The organism is Paenibacillus sp. Soil724D2 (assembly GCF_001427935.1).
Taxonomy (GTDB): domain Bacteria; phylum Bacillota; class Bacilli; order Paenibacillales; family NBRC-103111; genus Paenibacillus_E.
In genome coordinates this window covers 137563-158663 of the sequence record NZ_LMRY01000004.1, presented here as the reverse complement: position 1 = coordinate 158663, position 21101 = coordinate 137563, and the positions used below count along the sequence as shown (strand labels likewise).

The following is a 21101-nucleotide window of genomic DNA, read 5'->3' as shown; positions in this document are numbered from 1 at the left end:
AATAACCATATCGAAGAAGGGGTTCCTTCATTTCCCAGGAAATAGTCGAAACTAGTCGAAATAAACGGCTTTCCCTGTTTTGGCTGATTCATAAATGGCTTCTAAGATTTCGGATACGACACATGCTTGCTCAGGAGTTACTACCGGATCTGTATCATTCTCGATCGCTTGAATCCATAAGCGCATTTCTAAATCCGGCGCACTTTCTGTTTCACCATCGTAGAAGGCTACGCCGCCAGCATTTAATTCAACTTCGGTCGTGTATAAACGGCTGTGCTTCTCACCATTAATGCGAAGACCGCCTTTCATATCAGCGCCGCCCTCAGTTCCGCTAAGTGTACATTTCGCTTCATCCACTTCAAGTGTATTCAGCGCCCAGCTTGATTCAAGAATAATCGTAGCACCATTTTTCATGGTAATCATACCAAACGCGGAATCCTCAACGGTGAACTTGGAAGGATCCCAAGGTCCCCAAGCATTAGCTGCATTTTCTCGTTGGGATAATTTATGATAAGAAGTACCCAGTACGACCTTCGGCTCATAGTTGTTCATCATCCACATCGTTAAATCAAGTGCATGCGTGCCGATATCAATCAGCGGGCCTCCACCTTGCTTCTCCTCATCAAGGAAAACGCCCCAAGTAGGTACTGCGCGGCGACGAATCGCATGAGCCTTAGCGAAATAAATCTCACCTAGTTCGCCTTCCGAGCACAAATGGTGCAAATGCTGGCTATCGCCACGGAAGCGATTGTTGTAACCAACTGTCAGCTTCTTACCTGTACGCTTAGCTGCTTCCACCATACGGCGTGCATCTGCAGCTGTTTTGGCCATCGGCTTCTCTGACATGACATGCTTGCCTGCTTCTAATGCAGCAATCGTGATTTCCGCATGTGAATCATTTGGCGTACAGACATGGACGATGTCAATGGAACTGTCTTTCAGAACCTCGCGGTAATCTTCGTAGACACGAGCGTCTTCTTTGCCATACTTAGCAGCAGCTTCCTGCGCTTTTTCAGAAATAATGTCACAGAATGCAACCATCTCTACATTCTTTAATTTGTTCAAACTTGGCATGTGCTTGCCATTGGCAATACCGCCACATCCAATAATTGCTATACGATACGTTTTTGACATGATAATCCTCCTTAGATATGTATAACCGTTAGGCTTCTCACAATTGCTCATAGCTAGTACTATATAAGAGTATAACAAAAACCCACAAAAATAAAATTTCTGATCTGGCGAAAATTGTATGCAATTGTGCCATGATGGAGGACCATACATGCTGATTAACGAAATTTCCCGCAAACTTGGCATCACAGCCAGAGCAATTCGCTTCTATGAGCAGAAAGGCCTATTAACTCCTGCAAAGCAGAAAGAGAATGGCTATCGAACCTATACGGAACAAGATGCGTGGAGATTACAAACCATTATTTCTCTAAGGGAAGTCGGAATGACACTTGAAGGTATTCGTCAAACCTTAGCCCAAACCGATTTAAATCAACAAGAAGAAGTGCTAAGCGCTCTGCAAATGCAGCGTTCGATGCTATTTCAACAGTGGACAGAAATGAAACAAATTATCGGAACAATGGATCAGATGATCCAAGCCGCTCAAGGAAGCAGCATACTGCCGACTGATCTCCTCTACGAGCTAGCCCAGCAAAGCAAGGAGCTGCGCGACTTAAGAGCAAGCTGGCGCGACCATTGGGATTTCGATCGAAAGGCCCTACAGTTTGACGAGCTGCTGCATCCTGCTTCCTCGATTGTAGATGTCACAGAAAACGGCCTGCTGAACGACATTGAGATGAGCAGCCCTCCCGTATATTCAAGCTACGAAGCAACTTTAGACAAAATCGCCCAGCTTATCTCTCCTTCTCATGGCCTTAAGGGGCTTGATGTAGGAACAGGTACCGGCAACTTAGCCGGCAAACTGCAGCAGATCGGCCTAACCATGTCCGCCATCGACCAATCCAAGCAAATGCTCAAGCTTTGCGCAGCCAAATATGCTGACATTGAACTCAAGCTTGGTAACGTACTCGCCATTCCGTTTATGGATAACACATTTGATTATGTTGTCAGTTCGTTTGCCCTTCATCATCTGACAGAAGCTCAAAGAGAACTCGCATGGGGTGAAATGCTGCGGGTATTGAAGCCTGGCGGAATCGTGTGCTTAGCCGATTATATGATGCAAGATCGAAATGAGGCAGATGTATTTCTAGCCAACCTCATCTCGACTAAGGCAACCAAGCTGCCTATGATGCATGAGCAGGTCGACCTCTACATGACGCATACTCATATAACAGAATGGCTGCTCTCTCATACAAGCCAAGTCAAATCGGAGCCATTGGGGAACAGCATTTACGTTGTTTACGCACAAAAATGAGCCTGGGCCGCTGTTAACCAGCACCCAAGGCTCATTATTTTTTGATCATACTTGCTACCAGCTTGTAGCCAACGCCACGAATAGAATCAATTTGAACAGACTGTTGATTCATTTCCAACTTCTTACGAAGCGAGCTCACATGAACATCTACGGTTCTCTGACCGCCAATATAGTCGAATCCCCAAACGATATTCATTAGATCGTCTCTTGTTACGACGACACCCGGGCGCTGCACGAGATAAAGCAGGACCTCAAACTCCTTCGGTCTTAACGGAATGGAATCCCCGTTCAGGACAACTTCATATTTCTCCGGATAAATGAACAATTCACCCGCCTGAATCACTTTCTCATTGCTCTTAAGTTTATCCGCTGCCACGTCCTCCGATTGTGTTCTTCGCAGAACGGCAGAGACGCGGGCAAGCAATTCCGCTACCCCAAAGGGCTTCGTTATATAATCATCGGCACCGTGCTTAAGTCCTTGCACCACTTCATCCTCGGCATTGCGTGCCGTTAAAATAATAACAGGTGTGCTGTTTCCTTTCTGCCTTAGCTTCGCCAATACCTCGAAGCCATTCAGTCCAGGCAGCATGATATCCAGAATAATTAAGTCGTATGTCTGCTGCAACGCCTCTTGAAGTCCATCGCCACCATGGTCGACAACTTTCGTATCATACCCGTCCTGAGATAGATTGTATGATAGCAATCGAGCTAGAGTTGGCTCGTCTTCAATAACTAGTATTTTTTGTGCCATGGGATCCCCCGCGTTTACAGTATATTTACATTGCACAACCTCATTTTACCACATGATTGTAAAAACAATGTAAATGTTTCGTCATCGCTGTGTAAATTAGTGTATAACAGGCAATTCAATCGTGAACCTCGTACCGACGCCAACCTCACTATCGACCCGAATCGTTCCTTTATGCAGCTCAACTAAATGTTTCACAATCGATAAGCCTAATCCCGTTCCGCCTGAGCTTCTGGAGCGCGCTTTATCAACACGATAGAATCTCTCAAAAATTCGAGGTAAATCCTTCTTAGGTATGCCCATACCCGTATCCGAAACAATTAATCGCAGCCGTTCATAATCCCCATCAGCATTCATATCGAGTGGTTCTACACGCACTTTCACTTTGCCGCCATCATGGGTGTAAGCAATGCCATTGGAAAGGAGATTGATGATAATTTGCCGTAACCTGTCTTCATCCGCCTCGATATAAATATCATCATCGACCAGCATACTTAGTTCAATATGCTTCTTCTCCGCTTCTTTTCGCAACACACTTAACGATCTTTCTAGGAATTCAGGCAAGTAAATTGGCGAAAAATTCATCGGAATCCGCTTTGATTCAATTTTGGATAACTCTAGAATATCCCCTATTAATCGATTCAACCGCTCACTCTCATCAAAAATGATTTGTAAGAACGACACTGCCGTTTCCTTATCGTTAAGCGCACCAGCCAGCAGCGTTTCGGCAAAGCCTTTAACCGCGGCAATTGGCGTCTTTAACTCATGCGATACATTCGCGACGAATTCACTGCGCATCCGCTCAAGTCTGCGTACAGCCGTAATATCGTGAATTACGATAAGAACACCTGACCATTCCTCATCTTCATGGGCAATTGGACTCAAATGAATATCGAGAATTCGCTCTGCCGGATAATAGAAAACCATCTCATCGCGAATTGGATCTTGTGTCTCAATACATTCTTGTATCAACTTTGTAAATTCAAATTGCTGCTTCGCTTCATTATATTTCTTCCCTAGAAGCTCCTGTGAGGAGAAACCTAAAATGTATTCCGCAGCAGGATTTAAAAGCATAATCCGCTCTTCACGGTCAATCATCATAATGCCGCTCATCATATTTTCCATAACGCCTTGAAGCCTGCGTTCATTTTCCTGAATCCGTGCCATTTGCTGCTGCAAGCTTTCGGACATGCGATTAATCGCCTGACCTAACTGTCCAACCTCATCATTACTGTAAGCAGGAACGCGAGATTGGTAGTTCATATTCGTAATTTGCTGGGCTACTTTCGTCATCTTCTCAATGGGGTGAGTAATCCCTTTGGCAATTCGATAACTAACGATTCCTGCGATCAGAAACAAAATGATCAACCCAGAAATCAGGAAGTACCATAAGCTGCGAATCGACTTCCCTACTTGTTCCAAGCTCATAGAAATACGTAGAAAACCTGTTGTCTCCTGCGCTTCATTCTTCACTGGAATAGCGGCATAAAGCATATTTTCTTTCAATGTATCGCTGTAACGCGTAACGTAGCCGACGCCATTCGCTGCTGCCGAAGCAATCTCCGGTCGATTCAAGTGATTGTCCATCTGTTCGGGCCTTTGATCAGAGTCACCTAATACTTTGCCATCCGCTCGAACATACGTCAGTCTCTCATTCGTTGCTTCTTTAAGATGTTTGGCTTGTTCCGTATAGTAAGAAATCAACTCTACATCGGTCCCTTTTCGGTTCCAATCCAAAGCTGCCGTAATAACTTGCAGCTCGCGTTCCATATTGTCTTGTAAAGACTTTATGTGAGAATTTTCAAGTACCTTAGCCATGAAAATGCCCGCAATCAGCATCGAACAACCAATCAATAAAATCAAAATAAAAGTTAGTTTGGCACGGAATTTGGTCATCTGATACTAGCCTCCGATGGTTCAGTCTGTCCATTTCATGGGTGAAAAACAAAAAGAAAAGAGCTACTCTACATAGTAACCCTTTCTTCCGTGCCTAATCCAGTATTTTTTTTGTAAAGATGAAGGTTAAGTGCACCGCTTAGAAAATTATTTGAATACAGGCTCTTTCAGAGCTGCCAGCTTCTCAAGTGAATTCTTCTCTACGTCAGCATGTAGGCTGTTGCCGTGTGAATCCATCGTTACGATAGCAGCGAATCCCTCTGTTTCCAAGTGCCACATCGCTTCAGGAATTCCGAATTCCATGTAATCAACGCCTTCAACCTTCTTAAAGCACTGTGCGTAGTATTGCGCAGCACCACCGATAGCGTTCAAATAAACACCGCCATGTTCTTTCAAAGCTGCTAACGTTTTCGGCCCCATTCCGCCTTTACCAATGACTGCTCGAATGCCAAATTTCTTGATAATATCACCTTGGTAAGGTTCCTCACGGATACTAGTCGTTGGTCCCGCCGCTTTAACGTGCCATTCGCCAGCTTCATCCTTACTCATCACCGGCCCGCAATGATAAATCGCAGCCCCATTGAGATCAACCGGCGCATCATGATCCATCAAATATTTATGCAGCGCATCGCGTCCCGTGTGCATCGTACCATTGATGACTACGACATCACCGACTTTGAGGCTTCGGATTTGCTCTTCCGATATTGGCGTTGTCAATACGATCTCACGACGCTCTTCTTTTGGCGTATTCTTAGCTTCTTCTGCACTCGCTTCGAAAGCCTCTTGGAAAGAAACCTCTGTCCCTCTTGGATAAGACCAGCCATTGATTTCACCAGTTTCCGCATTCAAGACTACGCCTTGACGACGGAACGCCCAACAGTTGTACGCAACAGAAACGAAGAAGCTTGCTGGCAATCGGTTCATTACGCCAACTTTACAGCCAAGCAGTGTCACTTGACCGCCGAAGCCCATTGTTCCAATACCAAGCGTATTGGCATGCTCCATGACGTACTCTTCAACCTTGCGCAGCTCCGGATGTGGATTCACATCGTCAACATGACGGAATAATTGGTGCTTAGCCAGCTCGTACCCGCTTGTACGGTCGCCTCCAATACCTACGCCGATGAAACCCGCACTGCATCCTTGACCTTGCGCTTGGTAAACCGCATGCATGACACATTTGCGAATGCCGTCAAGATCACGTCCTGCTTTACCTACACCTTCAAGATCAGCAGGCAAGCTGTATTGAATATTTTTGTTCTCACAGCCGCCGCCTTTTAGAATCAACTTCACTTCGATATCGTCACGTTCCCATTGCTCGAAATGAACAACCGGCGTACCAGGCCCAAGATTATCTCCGCTGTTTGCACCTGTAAGGGAGTCTACGGAGTTCGTGCGCAGCTTACTGGCTTTGGTTGCATTAGCAACCGCTTCTAAGATTTGCTTCTTCATGATAATTTGGTTTGCCCCAACCGGACAGTGTATAATAAACGTTGGCATACCTGTATCCTGACAAATTGGGGATACATTGCATTCCGCCATATGGATGTTATCCGCAATGCGGGATAGAGATAACGCAGAACGCGTGCCTTTGTCCTCATTTTCCTGAGCGGCTTGCACCGCACGGCGCACATCACCGGGAAGGTTTGTGGAAGTTTCGACAATCAAATCGTAGACGCTTTGATAAAAATGCTGCATGACTAGGTCTGGCTCCTCTCTCAAATACACACATAATAATAATTACAAACTATTATAACATACCTCCCATGAAGAGTTCGACGGTTCTTGTGAGGAAAACAAGGAGATTCACTGACATGTACAAAAGAATCGCTATTTCGATTCTAGTTAGCCTGATTGGGCTCACCCTTTTGCTTACGCCGCTGCAGGCTAAGCGTTCAGAGGATATTTACTACCAGGACCAAGTGGCCGTTCTTATGTATCATCATGTACATGAAAAGGACACCAGCTCTAGCACAATTACAAGCTCGCTTTTTCAAAATCAGCTTCAATTCCTACTTAGCAAAGGCTATCATTTTATTTCCTTAGAAGAGTTCAAACAGTACATGGAGGGCGCTACCGTTCCATCGAATGCTGTCCTGGTTACGTTCGATGATGGCTATCAAAGCTTTTACACAGCGGCCTATCCGATTTTGAAAAGCTTGCGAATTCCTGCTGTGAATTTCGTTATTACCAATGACTTAACGAATCCGCTGGGGTCCTACATCCCTTCCATGTCGAAAGAACAAATCAGTGAGATGACGCATGCCACGAACTTTATCGATATTGGCTGCCATACCAACAATCTTCACCACAAGCTTCCAAGTGGTGAAGCAGCGCTGGTAGGAAGATTGGATGCGGAGAGCGATGATGCTTATACGCAGCGTGTTTACAAGGATACGCAAGCTTGCATCGGCAAGCTTGCGGGCTTAACGGATGCGCCGCTCGACACGTTGGCGTACCCATACGGCATCACGTCGCCGGCGGCGACAGAGCAGGTTGCGAAGGCGGGAATCCGCTACGCCTTCACGATTTCGCCAGAGATGGCGACGCGAAGCGCCGATCATCTGTTGATCCCGCGGATCAACGCGGGTAGCCCCGGCATCACGCCGGAGCTGCTGCACCGCTCGATCCAGCGCCGGGTCTTGGCGCAGCCGGGCAGCGCCCCGCTGCGCGTGGACGTGGCCGCTGCCGCAGCGCAGCTCGGCGGCAGCGCTGTAGTGGAAGGCGGAGCGCTTCGCCTCCGCCTCGGGCAAGAGGCATTCACCCTGCAGGTGAATGCGAAGTCAGCGACGCGCGGGAACGCGCGCGTCACGCTGCGGCAGCCCGTGCTGCGCGAACACGGGCTGGTCACGATCGCGCTGGATGATCTTGGCGCGCTGATCGGGCAACCGCTCGTCTTCACCCCGGCCACCGGAAAGGTGGCAGTGAGGGTGACGCCGAGCGTCAAATAAGCCGTTTTGTTTTACTTTAATAGAAAGAGGAGTTAACCCGATGAATCATCACTTTTTCGCTTACTTATATCGACTTAAATATATTGATCGCTGGAGTCTCATGTGGAACATGCGTAGAGAAAACGTAGCAGAGCATTCTTTCTATGTCTCGACGATTGCGCATATGTTATGCACCATTGCCAACGAAGTATATGGACGCAATGTACCAACGGATCGCGTAGTGTCCATCGCATTGTTCCACGACGCTTCTGAAGTTCTAACTGGGGATATCCCCCAGCCTGTAAAGCATAACAATGAGCAAATACTGCGGAATTTCCGTGAGATCGAAGATGTCGCAGTCGAACGGCTTATTCAAACGATTCCACCTGAAATCAGCGGTATTTACCGCAGCTTAATTCAAGAGCCAGACCCTGAGCTCTACCGCTGGGTGAAAGCCGCCGACTTGCTCGAAGCGTATATTAAATGCTTAACCGAGCTCTCCACTGGCAACCGAGAGTTCGTCGTCGCGAAGCAGCAAATTCTGGAAAGCTTACAGAAAATGAACATGCCTGAAGTTGATTATTTCCTCGAGCATATGAGTGCATCATTTGAGAAAACATTAGATGAAATCACATTGGATTAATCAGAGCACCCTGTTCGAACATGATCCGAATCCCGAAAATGCAGAAAGAGCATGTCATCCAGAAGATGAACATGCTCTTTCTTTTCTGTTTCCTTAAGCTTACGACAACAGCTGCGGATTCGTCATAATCAGTACAGCTACGATAACAGCGATGGCTGCGATCCAGCTGAAGGTTTTAATTTTGGCAGCATCAGAAGCTGTGCTTTTACCTGCTTTGCTATTCGCAATCAGCTTTTTGATTCTACCACCGACCATACCCGTAATTGCTCCTACAATCAGAAGAAGAACAATGGAAGAGATCATCCATAGGACGGACGGCTTTGGATCCACTTGACTGATCATCGCGCCACCTGTAAGGAAGGTTACAATCAGTGAAAATTGACCGATGCGATTGATCTTAGCTATCACGCCGACAAAACTCTCTTGGGCAGCTCCAGACAATGTTGCAGCTCGTCCCACTAAGAATGGGAACATGATATAAGCACCAAGCAATAAAGCACTAACGACATGTAAAAAAATCATAACTGGATACATTTTGACAACCTCCGCAATTTTATGTATTGGTTTTATTAAGTATAACCGAACTGGAACAGTCCCGACAAGAAAGCGATCCCATGAATCCTGCTAATTCACTATATCTACACAAAACTGTGACCAATTTTACGCAAAATAACCCAACGAACTCATCAGGATCATGAGCCCGCAGGGTTATTTTCACTTCCTATAGATCGAGCTGATTCCTGTACGCTTAACGTTTTAAGGCAGTGGCTCAACTGGAACATTAGCGATCGTAACGGCCTCAGTAAATTTGGCAGTCGTGTTCTGTCTCAAGCGCATATTTGCAGAACCGGAGATACTTGGATTAATTTGAATACTCACAATCTTCTCCGCATGACCGCTTGCGTCAGCTGTTAATGAGAAGCTCGTGCTGTAACCGTAAGTGGAAGGCCATGTGCCATTGCTATTTTGAACCTTAGCGACCTGGATACCTGAACCATTATAAATACCAATATTATAGCCTGTTGTTGTTGAATTTGCTGTTAGGCCATTTAGAATAATCTTCACTTGAAAAACCGCCTGATTTGGCAATTGCGCTTGATGGACAAATGCAAACGGATCTGTTGTATTCGTGGCGGTACTATATCCGTAAGATCCTACTTTAAACGTTGAAGGATCCCACCAATTATAACCAGCTGCAGGTGCTGCCCAAGGCTCGGCCTGCAGCTCTGTTGTGTTAGCCGGCTGCTCCCATGAGTAAATTGTAGTTGCTGAATCCAAGGTAAGGCCTGGCACTTGCGTTAAACTTGTATAACTTTCTTTGGTCGCCAACCAGTTCACCATATTTACTAAAAGAGAAGCATCATTCTGCTCTTGGAATCCCGCATACGTCGTTTTCGTACCGCCTGTCTCTTCTCTCTTATACTTTGGCGTCGCATCTTCAACTGGTGAGGAATCACCGATGAATCCGGCTTTGCCTGCACTCACTTTGGAGACCGCGACATAAGGACCTTCTGCTACTCCTCCGCCGTTGTATACCCCTTGATCCACTGCACTAGCCCATTTGGTCGTTGTCGCTGGCAGGTAAACAATACCTTTGGCTTTGTTCGGGTCAGTAACCGCTAAAGTCGAGCCTGCATGCATAGCAACCGTGGAGACACCACTCGTAATATTAAAAGCCTGAGAGGGGCTCACGATATTATTCGCTGTAATATCACCTAATGCGTTATAACGGAACTTCACTCCGAAATTGGCCGACAACCAATCAGAGCTTGCAACACCCTGCATCGCTGCCGAAGCAGCTTCTGCTGTACTCATTCCCGCAGCTGGATTGGTCCAAGCGCCGCGGCGAAAGCCATTGAATACTTCTGAAGCGTCCCAACGATTTTTATTACGATCTGCATTGTAATGATCACCAATGAAGAAGATGCTGCCGCCGCCTCGCACATACTGCAGCATGGCACTTTGCTCAGATGTCTTATATGGAATGTTAGCCTCACCAATAACGAACACATCATACGCTGATAAATCGGAGAGTGTAATCGCTGTACTCTTACGCAGTTCTTTTACCAAATAGCCTGCATTTCCTAATGCGTTAGCAAAATCAGAGAAACCGCCGTCAATAACCCAATCAGCTGCGCCTGCCGTTTGACCGTGCGTATTGTCAAACAGCACCTTTTTGCCATTCGCCGTTGTCGGCGTTATCGATGGCGCGGGGTCATTCGGACCTTCCGCAAAAGCTTGTGGAACAATGCCTAACATTGATACGGATAATACTGCGGTTAAACAGAGTCTTCTCCAGTTTCTTGTTCCTAGCAAGCTTTTCTTCAACATCAAATCCCACCATCCTATGGATTTTTTAGCCAATTATGCTGGCTTATGCCTATCGTAGCATAGACCATTAACTGGGAATAGTGATTGGAAAACAATTTACAATATTAACAAAAAATTGGGCATCGCCACAATAAAATGAGCAAAAAAAGAACCAACCACCTATTCGCACAGGTAGTTGATTCTTCTGCCAAAGCTTATTAACCTGTTACAACTTTGATTACGTTGCGAACAGAGCTTGCTGTTTTGTCCAAAGCTGTTTTCTCTTCCTCAGTCAGCTCGATGTCAAGAATTTTCTCGATACCGTTAGCACCAAGTACAGTTAAAACGCCCATGAACAAGTTGTCATAACCATATTCACCTTCAAGAAGAGCGATGGTTGGGATGATACGTTTTTTATCTTTAAGGATTGCTTCAGTCATTTGCACAAGGGAAGCCGCTGGTGCGTAATATGCACTACCGTTACCAAGTAGGTTAACGATTTCACCGCCGCCAGTACGTGTACGTTGAACGATCGCTTCAATACGTTCAGCTGGGATCAGCTTCTCGATTGGCACGCCGCCAGCGTATGTGTAACGAACGAGTGGAACCATGTCATCGCCGTGTCCACCGATAACAACACCTTTAACATCCTCAACGGATACATTCAACTCTTGGGAGATGAACGTCAGGTAACGAGCTGTATCGAGTACGCCAGATTGACCGATTACGCGGTTTTTCGGGAAACCAAGTGCTTGGAATGCTACGTAAGTCATCGCGTCAACAGGATTACTCAAGATGATAACGATGGAATTAGGAGCTACTTCTCTCACGTTCTCACAAACGGATTTCACGATACCTGCATTCGTGTTTACCAAATCGTCGCGGCTCATACCCGGTTTACGAGCGATACCTGCTGTAATGATGACGATATCGGAATCAGCAGCATCCGCATAGTTGGAAGTACCTGTAATTTGGCTATCGTATCCTTGAACCGGACCTGCTTCAAGCATGTCGAGCGCTTTCCCTTTTGTAGGGTTTTCCAGTTGCGGGATGTCGAGAAGAACAACGTCACCAAGTTCTTTTTGAGCTAACATAAGAGCAGTTGTTGCTCCCGTGAAACCTGCGCCGACAACGGTAATTTTATTACGACGAATTGCCATTTGAGATGTACCTCCTAATAGTTTTTAGTAGATCAACTTTTCTCAAAAGAATTAAGCCATGTTTTTGATGATTTCGTTTGCGAACTCGGAACATTTGATTTCTTTCGCGCCTTCCATCAAACGAGCAAAGTCATATGTTACAGTTTTGTTATTGATGGATGTTTCCAAACCTTTGTAGATCAATTCAGCCGCTTCCAACCAGCCAAGGTGCTCAAGCATCATTACGCCAGATAGGATTACGGAACCTGGGTTAACTACGTCAAGACCTGCGTACTTAGGAGCTGTACCATGCGTAGCTTCGAAGATCGCGTGACCAGTCAAGTAGTTGATGTTTGCTCCTGGAGCGATACCGATACCGCCAACTTGTGCAGCAAGTGCATCAGACAGGTAGTCACCGTTCAAGTTCAATGTTGCGATTACGTCGAAGTCAGTTGGGCGAGTCAATACTTGTTGCAGCGCGATGTCAGCAATTGCATCTTTTACGATGATTTTGCCAGCTGCTTCAGCGTCTTTTTGAGCTTTGTTAGCTGCTTCAGCGCCTTCTGCTTCTTTAATACGATCGTATTGTGCCCATGTAAATGTTTTGTCAGCATATTCACGCTCTGCAAGCTCATAACCCCAGTTTTTGAACGCGCCTTCTGTGAACTTCATGATGTTACCTTTGTGTACCAAAGTTAATGTTTTACGGCCATGTTTGATCGCGTACTCGATTGCAGCACGTACCAAACGCTCAGTACCTTCGGAGGATACTGGTTTAACACCGATACCTGAAGTTTCTGGGAAACGAATTTTGTTAACGCCCATTTCGTCTTGAAGGAATTTAATAACTTTCTTAACTGCGTCGGAACCAGCTTCCCACTCAATACCAGCATAGATATCTTCTGTATTTTCACGGAAAATAACCATGTCAACCAGCTCAGGACGTTTAACTGGGGATGGAACACCATTGAAGTAACGAACTGGACGGGAACATACGTAAAGATCTAATTCTTGACGAAGTGCAACGTTCAGGGAACGAATACCGCCGCCGATTGGTGTAGTCAAAGGTCCTTTGATGGACACGATGTATTCGCGCATAGCTGTTAATGTATCGTTAGGCAGCCAGTTGTTGTATTTGTTAAAAGCTTTCTCTCCGGCAAAAACTTCGTACCAAGCGATTTTTTTCTCGCCTTTGTATGCTTTCTCAACTGCAGCATCCAGAACGCGTACGGAAGCAGCCCAGATATCAGGACCTGTACCGTCACCTTCAATGTAAGGGATGATTGGGTTGTTAGGTACTTGCAGAACACCATTCTCGATGGTGATTTTTTGACCTTCTTTTGGTAGTTCGTAAGATTCGAATTGTGGCATGATAGTTCCTCCTAAAATTTATGTAGATTAGTTTATCGAAAAAGTTACTGTTGCGCGTTACGTTGCATGCTTTTGGCAATGCCTTCCGACCGCTGTTATCATCCTGTCCAATTGAATTGATTTTAAGGAGAGACTTTGATCTCGATCAAAGATCCCTATATTAGGTATGGGTAGGATTCTAAAGGCGGACACTTACGTTTCTCCAGGCACTGCCAAGCACTCCACTTTGTTATATAACTGCTGCGAGAAATTTCCTAAGAAATTTAACTCGTCACCGTAGTAGTGAAGGTAAACACACAAAAAGTGACGGGAGTTGCGGTACTCCCCCGGGGTGAGCCGAGGACGGGTACCGAACTGCCCGCACAAAGAGTTAAAGTGACAATTAGCGAGCGCTAATTGGAATGTATTTTTGGTTAACCGGACCCGTGTACTCAGCACGAGGACGAATCAAACGGTTGTTTTCGTACTGCTCCAAGATGTGGGCAGCCCAACCGGATGTACGGCTGATCGCGAAGATCGGCGTGAACAGGTCGCGTGGGATTTCCAACGTTGTGTAAACGGAAGCAGAGTAGAAATCAACGTTTGGTTTCAAGCCTTTGAGGCTGGTGACCAATTCGTCTGCTTTAATGGACATTTCGTACCATTTCAGGTTGCCAGTTAGTTTACCAAGCTCATAGGACATTTTTTGCAAGTGCTTCGCACGCGGATCTCCGTTTTTGTAAACACGGTGTCCAAAGCCCATGATTTTATCTTTCCGATCTAATTTATCGTTGATGTAAGGAACTACGTTCTCTACAGTACCGATTTCTTCCAGCATCGCCATAACAGCTTCGTTCGCACCGCCGTGAAGAGGTCCTTTGAGCGTGCCGATCGCTGAAGTAATACCTGAGTAGATGTCTGTTAGTGTTGCAACAGTAACGCGTGCAGCGAATGTGGAAGCATTCAGCTCATGGTCAGCGTGTAAAACCAATGCTTTGTCCAAAGCTTCGATCGCGATTTTATCCGGTTCGTTACCTGTTAGCTGGAACAAGAAGTTAGCAGCAACGGAAGCATATCCTGGGGAAGCTAATGGTTCTTTACCTTCACGGATACGAGCGAAAGCAGCGATAATGCCAGGAATTTGTGCTTGCAGCTTGATCGCTTTACGCACATTGGATTCAGGGCTCAAATCGTTCGCTTCTTCATCATAAAGTGCAAGAGCCGATACTGCTGTACGAAGAGCAGCCATGGAATTAACATCTTTCGGGAATGCTTTAATCTGATTGATAACCGCATCAGGCACCTTGCTGTAAGCGTTCAGGTCGCTTTGCAGTTTCTCAAGCTCAGCTTGGTTAGGCAATTTACCGAACCAAAGCAAATAAATAACTTCTTCAAATGTCGCATTTTCTGCGAGGTCATCAATATCAATCCCGCGATACGTTAGCACTCCATCTACAATGGAGCTGATCGACGAGGTCGTGGCTACAATTCCTTCTAAACCTTTGGTTGCAGACATGGGAATCTCTCCTTAGCTACTCTATTAGCAAAAAATTGCTTTTTTCCTAACTTAATAATAAAGTATTTTGTTTAATAAGTGAACAAAAGCAGACATAAAACTTCATTATCACTATCATAAAGAATCTTTTTGGCGGAAATCGGCACTGTTTTTTTGAACCATCTCTTCAAAACACACGATACAAGTTTTTGTTAATTTCCCCGAATTATACAACCCTGTAGGAAAAGTTTGTCGAGTCGTGCCCAGATTGATACAATGTAGGCAAAGTAAAAGTGATTTTTCTCTGAAAAAGGAGCAAATACATGAGCAGCAGCACAAGTATCGGCATCATTGATATCGGATCCAACTCGATTCGACTTGTTATCTACGAAATTAATGCCCAAGGGGCATACCGTGTTGTCAGTGAGCATAAGGATTCCGCTAGACTCAGCGAACGCATCGGTTCCGATGGCATCTTACATAGCAAAGACATTATCTCTATCGTACCAATTCTATCCCACTATGCTCAGTTATGCAAAGTTCATGAGATTCCGACAATAAGAGCCGTAGCAACGGCAGCCATACGTAACGCGGCCAATTCAGCTGAAATTGTGCGGATTCTCCAGGAACAGACCGGACTTCATATTGAAGTTCTGAGTGGGGCAGAAGAAGCGCGATATGGCTATTTAGGCGTAATCAATACCATCGATATCCGGGACGCCTTGATTATTGATATTGGCGGAGGGAGTACAGAAGTCACCTTGCTTCGTAACCGGAAATTGCTTCACAGCGTTTCCTTTCCATTCGGTGCGGTGAACACCACACGCCAATTTATGAAAAATGGCAATCTAACCGAGCAGGAAATGGGCGATATTCGCCGGATGGTTGAAGATGCGATTTTGGCTTATCCTTGGATTGCCGGTTCTCCCAATCTGCCTATGATTGGTCTAGGCGGAACGATTCGAACCCTTGGGAAAATCAGCCAAAAACGAAGCAAATACTCGCTTCAGCTTGCCCACAATTACACGCTGAAACCTGGGGAGCTTCGTGATTTCCTCTTTTTGTTATCCTCCATGCCATTAGAAAAACGAAAAAAAATAGATGGTCTCTCCAAAGATCGCGCAGATATTATGGTTCCTGGACTGATCATTATGGACACCATATTCGAAGCAGCGGGTTCATCAGCGTGCATTATCAGCGGATCAGGACTTCGTGATGGACTCTTCTACGAAACATTCGATCCTATGCACCCAATCAAGGCGGATGTACTTGAAGCAAGTATCCATAACTTGCTTATGCTCCATCCGAACGCCGCTGTGAAGCATGTCTCTCATGTAGATAAATTCGCTATGCAGCTTTATCATACACTCACTGCTCCGCCCGAATGGGAAGATCGAAGCCAAAGATACTTGCATACCGCTGCTCTCTTGCATCGAATCGGAGCCAGCGTCCATTATTACCATTACCTCAAACATACACAATATATGATGACAGGGGCACATATCGACGGTCTCAGTCATCGAGAAATTGTTATTTGCTCTTTGATTGCTACTTACAAAACAAAAAGCCGGACCCACCAACAAGTCCTAGCTTACAAGGACCTATTGATGGAATCCGACGCGGCATTAATAGTAAAGTTAGGTGCGCTGCTTAAATTAGCTATCGCTTTGGATCATAGTGAGACGCAGCCTGTTCAAGAGCTGCAAACAACGCAAACCGAATCAGCCCTAACTCTCAAGCTGTTATGTATCCACAACCCCATTATGGAGCTAAAGGAACTCGCGGCTATCAGTAAAGATTTTGAAAAAATCTGGGGGCTTAAGCTTAAGACCCAAGCCGGAGTTTTTTCCAAGATGTAATTTTCATCGCCTCGAACTGGCTCCGATATGGGGTCAGTTCATTTTTTATGCGACTGTACATCCCGTTGGGCATCAGTTCTCTTGCTTTGACGTTATCATGCAGGGTAACATTCAGAATTTGTATCATCACTTTCTTCATTTCCCGATCAAGTACCGGACACATCAGCTCAATACGACGTGTCAAATTACGTGTCATCCAGTCAGCCGAAGATAAATATACATCAACTAGTCCGCCATTTTCGAAATAATAAATGCGAGAATGCTCCAAGAAACGATCTACAATACTCCGAACCGTAATATTCTCGCTAATCCCAGGCACCCCTGGACGCAAGCAGCAGACGCCGCGAATAATTAATTCAATCTTTACACCTGCTTGCGACGCCGCATATAAGGCATCTACCATCTCTTGATTGGATAATGAGTTCATTTTTGCAATAATTCGGGCTGGTCTGCCCGCTCTAGCGTGCTCAGCTTCACGTTCGATAAGCTCGAATAGCTTATCCTTCAAATCCGTAGGAGCCACAGCGAAAGACTGCCAGTCATGAGGCGCGGAGTAGCCAGTAATTTCATTGAAAAGCGCGGAGGCATCCTCTCCAATCACACTATTTGCAGTGAATAGCCCTACATCTGTGTAAAGACGGGCTGTGCTGTCGTTATAATTACCTGTTCCCACATGAACATATCTGCGGAGCGTCTGTTCTTCTTGTCTCACGACGAGTGTAATCTTGGCATGCGTTTTGAGCCCAACAAGTCCATAAACCACATGACAGCCTGACTTTTCAAGCATTCTAGCCCATGCAATATTACGCTCTTCGTCAAACCTGGCTTTCAGCTCAACAACTACTGTGACCTGCTTCCCGGACTCCGCGGCTCTGGCTAACGCTTGAATAATCGGCGAGTTTCCGCTCGCTCTATACAGTGTCATTTTGATCGCGAGCACTTTCGGATCATAGGCAGCATGGATGATGAAGTCTGTTACAGCATCGAACGTTTCATAGGGATGATGCACCAATACATCCTTTTGCTTAAGAACTTCGAAGAAGTCAGTCGTATCCTCAAATTCTATGGGGTATTTGGCAGCAATACGCGGATAGCGAAGATTTTCATAGCCATTCAACGTACCGGCCAGCTTCATGAAATAGGTGATGTCCAGCGGCCCGTCAATTTCAAAAATTTGTTCTTCAATCTCGAACTCATCCTGAAGCTGTGCAAGCGCGTAAGGATGAATGCCTTCTTGTACTTCAAGTCGAACAGGAGAGCCCCAACGTCTGCGTCTAAGCTCCTTCTCGATCTCCTCAAGCAGATCTTCCGCCCCTTCTTCATTGAGCGTTAAATCGGCATTTCGAGTCACTCTGAACCCGTGAACGGAAATCGGAATGTATCCACTGAAAAGCGATTCAATATGGTGCTCGATCAATTCTTCAATAAGAATAAATTCTGTTTTTTTACTATTTGGCCGTGTTGGCACGGGAATATAACGGGATAAATTGCTCGGTACTTGAACGATGGCAAAATAAGGCTCATCATCCGGATCATCCCCTTCCCGCACAAGCAAGACAGCTAAATAGACGGATTGATTATGTACAAGTGGAAATGGACGACTTTGATCCACCGCCATCGGTGTTAATACAGGAAAAATAATATCATGATAATAAGCATCCATAGCTTTTTTCTGTGTCGTATTCAAATCTTCAAATTCCGTAAACACAATGCCTTCTTTGGTTAGCAGTCTCGTTACTTCACGGTACGTTTTGTACTGTTCTGTTACCATTTTGGCAGTGCGCTTCATAATTCGTTTAATAAGTCCGGCGGGGGTGTAGCCTGTGAAGTCTTTTTTGGTATACCCAGCCTTGATTTGATCCTTCAGTCCTGCGACACGAACACTCATGAACTCATCGAGATTACTGGATACGATTGACAGAAATTTCACACGCTCAAGCAGTGGAGTGCTCGCATCTTGAGCCTCCTCCAGAACACGCCAATTGAACTCGATCCAACTTAAATCCCGGTTTAAGTACTTGGTCGAAATCTCTTTGACTTCCTTAACTTCTTTGAGCTCTTTAACTTCTTTCAAATCTGGTTCACGCGCAATACTCATAAAGCCTCCACTTATATTTTCTTATGTTTTCTATCTGTTATCTGTGCCATTTATATCTTCATTGTACTATGCGTGCTCTGCACCGACAATGCAGAATCCCCTGTTTCAATATATGAAGATTTTGTAAAGGTGATGTTATTTCCGTATTTATCCAAGATCATGTTACAATGAAAAGACTTGAAACTAGGAGAGAAAAAACCATGGGTATCCTGAATCCACGTTTAGTTCACCAGATTTTCAGGGGCATTTGGGTGGCACTAATTATTGTTCTAATCGGACTCGCTTTCTACTATGTTATCCCTCTGATTTACCCATTTATTTTCGGGTGGATTCTAGCTCTTATGCTTAATCCCCTTGTGAACTTCTTCCAATTCAAAGTGAAATTCCCGCGCTGGCTTGCCGTTACCTTATCTATGTTGTTATTTATAGGTGCCATGGTTACGGCCATAACCTTACTAGTTGCGAATATAGTCGTAGAATTAGGTTCACTTGCGGATACCTTGCAGATTCAAATTAACCTATGGGTGGAGCAATTCAATGTTTTCATTAATTCTACAGCTTTCCAGGATTTGATTGAACGTATTAATCAGTTTTTTGAAAATAACCCGAAATATCAAGAAACCGTCAACAATAATTTATCCTCGACAGCAGGCTCCATTGCAGACGTAAGTAAGTTCATTATTGGCTATGTATTTGATACTTTGAAAAGATTTCTAACTTCTTTACCGAATATCGCGACCATCACCATTATTGTTATGCTGGCCACCTTTTTCATTAGTAAAGATTGGTATCAGCTTATTAAACGGTATAAAGGGATCTTCTCCGACATGATCGTGAAGACCACCCAATTGATTCGGACTGATTTGCAAAAAGCTCTGTTCGGCTACATGCGCGCCCAACTCATTCTTGTTTCACTAACCGCTCTTGTGGTCATCATTGGCTTGCTGGTCTTGCGCGTTGATTATGCTATAACCATCGGTTTATTAACAGGCTTAGCAGACCTGATGCCTTATTTGGGGACAGGTGCGGTCATGGTGCCTTGGATTTTGTACGTTTTCTTTGCACAAGGAGATTTTTTCCTCGGAATCGGCCTCAGTGTGCTGTATGGCGTCATCGTGATTGCCAGACAGATTATGGAACCCAAAGTGCTCGCCTCCTCAGTCGGATTAGACCCTCTGGCTACGTTAATCGCTATGTTCGTTGGATTGAAACTATTCGGACTCCTCGGACTTATTGTGGGTCCTGTGACTCTCATTCTGATTGCAGCGTTCTATCGCGCAAGAATCTTTCATGATATTGCGACTTACATACAAAAAGGCTCGGTTCCTCCCAAATAGGCGGGGTGACCGAGCCTTTATTCTTTATCTACGCTTTATGATATTGATTCGGCCTCTGCCGATTTGTTTTTTAATCAGTGCAAGCAGCATCACTTTGAAGATCGGTCTCGTGTAAGGAAAAACAAGTAGAAATCCGAAAATATCCGTGATGAATCCCGGCGTAATTAATAAAATGCCGCCAATGAAAATACAGATTCCATCTAACAAGTGCTGTGCCGGCAGTTGGCCCTGCGACCATTCAAACTTGGCATACTCCAGTACTTTGCGTCCTTCCCGCTTGGCGAAATAAGCACCTAGGAAGCCGCTAATAATTATAAGCGCGAATGTTGTCCAGCCGCCTATAAAATGCCCCAATGTGATGAGAAGCGTAATTTCTATGGCAGGTACTAGAATAAAAATGGCAAGAATGATTCGAAACATAAGCTCAGCCCCTTTAAGAATACTTAGCTAACAGCTGCCATAATTCTGGCGCTTCCTTCTCTATACGTATTGGCTTCCAAGAAGGATTCACCCAAACGTGATGAGTTGCTCCAGTAACAAGTAAGTCCCCGGTAGGTTGTGCAGCAGAATCTGCGGTTAGAGCCATCATTTCTTCTGAAACTCTACGGATTTCATAGGCAAAATGGAGCCGAACACTGCTCATGTCAATCACTCGCGTGTTCACACATACCAAGTCATCATAACGAGCAGGCTTCTTAAACTTAATCTCCGCTTCGACAAGCGGCAGCAACAGCCCCTTCTCCTCGATCCGCCTGTATGGGTATCCAAGCTCCCTGATAAGTTCGGTCCGCCCAATCTCGAACCACGTCAAATAGTTGGCATGGTACACAACCCCCATTTGATCCGTTTCTTCATATCTCACACGAAACTGATGCTGATGCCAGCGCTCCTGAGTCATGATGATGTACGCCTC

At 45.3% G+C, this 21101-nt stretch carries 17 protein-coding genes; 5 read left to right on the top strand and 12 right to left on the bottom strand.

What is annotated here, in order from left to right:
• Positions 1–51: 51 nt before the first annotated feature.
• Positions 52–1134, bottom strand: coding sequence for a Gfo/Idh/MocA family protein (locus ASG85_RS06595; RefSeq protein WP_057307299.1), 1083 nt, complete (start codon positions 1132–1134; stop codon positions 52–54).
• A gap of 148 nt (positions 1135–1282) precedes the next feature.
• Between ASG85_RS06595 and ASG85_RS06590 the strand changes: the two genes are divergently transcribed.
• Positions 1283–2383 (top strand): MerR family transcriptional regulator, encoded by a 1101-nt coding sequence (locus ASG85_RS06590; RefSeq protein WP_060645683.1) that lies wholly within the window; start codon positions 1283–1285, stop codon positions 2381–2383.
• Positions 2384–2417: 34 nt separating this feature from the next.
• Here the strand turns inward: ASG85_RS06590 and ASG85_RS06585 are convergent, their stop codons facing one another.
• The 3 genes from ASG85_RS06585 to ASG85_RS06575 form a co-directional block, all read right to left on the bottom strand.
• Positions 2418–3134: a response regulator transcription factor gene (locus ASG85_RS06585; RefSeq protein WP_057307297.1), complete on the bottom strand. Its 717-nt coding sequence runs from the start codon at positions 3132–3134 to the stop codon at positions 2418–2420.
• 96 nt (positions 3135–3230) lie between these two features.
• Complete coding sequence (gene pnpS / locus ASG85_RS06580) at positions 3231–5027, bottom strand: two-component system histidine kinase PnpS (RefSeq protein ID WP_057307296.1); 1797 nt, start codon at positions 5025–5027, stop codon at positions 3231–3233.
• Positions 5028–5174: 147 nt separating this feature from the next.
• Positions 5175–6725 (bottom strand): fumarate hydratase, encoded by a 1551-nt coding sequence (locus tag ASG85_RS06575; RefSeq protein ID WP_060645682.1) that lies wholly within the window; start codon positions 6723–6725, stop codon positions 5175–5177.
• Between the two features lie 116 nt (positions 6726–6841).
• On the opposite strand from ASG85_RS06575, the gene ASG85_RS06570 reads away from it, so the two are divergent.
• Positions 6842–7978, top strand: a complete 1137-nt coding sequence (locus ASG85_RS06570) for a polysaccharide deacetylase family protein (RefSeq protein ID WP_063860180.1) — start codon at positions 6842–6844, stop codon at positions 7976–7978.
• Between the two features lie 40 nt (positions 7979–8018).
• A complete protein-coding gene (gene yfbR / locus ASG85_RS06565) occupies positions 8019–8600 on the top strand; it encodes a 5'-deoxynucleotidase (RefSeq protein WP_057307294.1) in 582 nt (193 codons plus the stop codon).
• A gap of 99 nt (positions 8601–8699) precedes the next feature.
• On the opposite strand, the gene ASG85_RS06560 is transcribed toward yfbR, so the two are convergent.
• From ASG85_RS06560 to citZ, 5 genes are all read right to left on the bottom strand, one after another.
• Positions 8700–9134 (bottom strand): hypothetical protein, encoded by a 435-nt coding sequence (locus tag ASG85_RS06560; RefSeq protein WP_057307293.1) that lies wholly within the window; start codon positions 9132–9134, stop codon positions 8700–8702.
• A gap of 222 nt (positions 9135–9356) precedes the next feature.
• Positions 9357–10931: a hypothetical protein gene (locus tag ASG85_RS06555; protein ID WP_060645681.1), complete on the bottom strand. Its 1575-nt coding sequence runs from the start codon at positions 10929–10931 to the stop codon at positions 9357–9359.
• Positions 10932–11128: 197 nt separating this feature from the next.
• Entirely contained in the window at positions 11129–12070 is a 942-nt protein-coding gene (gene mdh / locus ASG85_RS06550; protein WP_060645680.1) for a malate dehydrogenase, read from the bottom strand.
• Positions 12071–12121: 51 nt separating this feature from the next.
• Complete coding sequence (gene icd / locus ASG85_RS06545) at positions 12122–13420, bottom strand: NADP-dependent isocitrate dehydrogenase (protein ID WP_056834400.1); 1299 nt, start codon at positions 13418–13420, stop codon at positions 12122–12124.
• 382 nt (positions 13421–13802) lie between these two features.
• The gene (gene citZ, locus ASG85_RS06540; protein WP_057307289.1) at positions 13803–14915 is read right to left on the bottom strand and encodes a citrate synthase; all 1113 of its coding nucleotides are present in this window, start codon (positions 14913–14915) and stop codon (positions 13803–13805) included.
• A 302-nt stretch (positions 14916–15217) separates the two neighbouring features.
• Here citZ and ASG85_RS06535 point away from each other — a divergent pair, with 302 nt between their 5' ends.
• A complete protein-coding gene (locus tag ASG85_RS06535) occupies positions 15218–16753 on the top strand; it encodes a Ppx/GppA phosphatase family protein (protein ID WP_060645679.1) in 1536 nt (511 codons plus the stop codon).
• Here ASG85_RS06535 and ASG85_RS06530 read toward each other — a convergent pair.
• A complete protein-coding gene (locus ASG85_RS06530; RefSeq protein WP_082562601.1) occupies positions 16719–18851 on the bottom strand; it encodes an RNA degradosome polyphosphate kinase in 2133 nt (710 codons plus the stop codon). The two genes, ASG85_RS06535 and ASG85_RS06530, sit on opposite strands and share 35 nt — an antisense overlap.
• Positions 18852–19051: 200 nt before the next feature.
• Here ASG85_RS06530 and ytvI point away from each other — a divergent pair, with 200 nt between their 5' ends.
• On the top strand, positions 19052–20188 hold the full coding sequence (gene ytvI / locus ASG85_RS06525) for a sporulation integral membrane protein YtvI (protein ID WP_057307287.1): 1137 nt from the start codon (positions 19052–19054) through the stop codon (positions 20186–20188).
• Positions 20189–20212: 24 nt separating this feature from the next.
• On the opposite strand, the gene ASG85_RS06520 is transcribed toward ytvI, so the two are convergent.
• Complete coding sequence (locus ASG85_RS06520) at positions 20213–20608, bottom strand: FxsA family protein (protein ID WP_057307286.1); 396 nt, start codon at positions 20606–20608, stop codon at positions 20213–20215.
• 13 nt (positions 20609–20621) lie between these two features.
• Complete coding sequence (locus tag ASG85_RS06515) at positions 20622–21086, bottom strand: acyl-CoA thioesterase (RefSeq protein ID WP_057307285.1); 465 nt, start codon at positions 21084–21086, stop codon at positions 20622–20624.
• Positions 21087–21101: the final 15 nt, after the last annotated feature.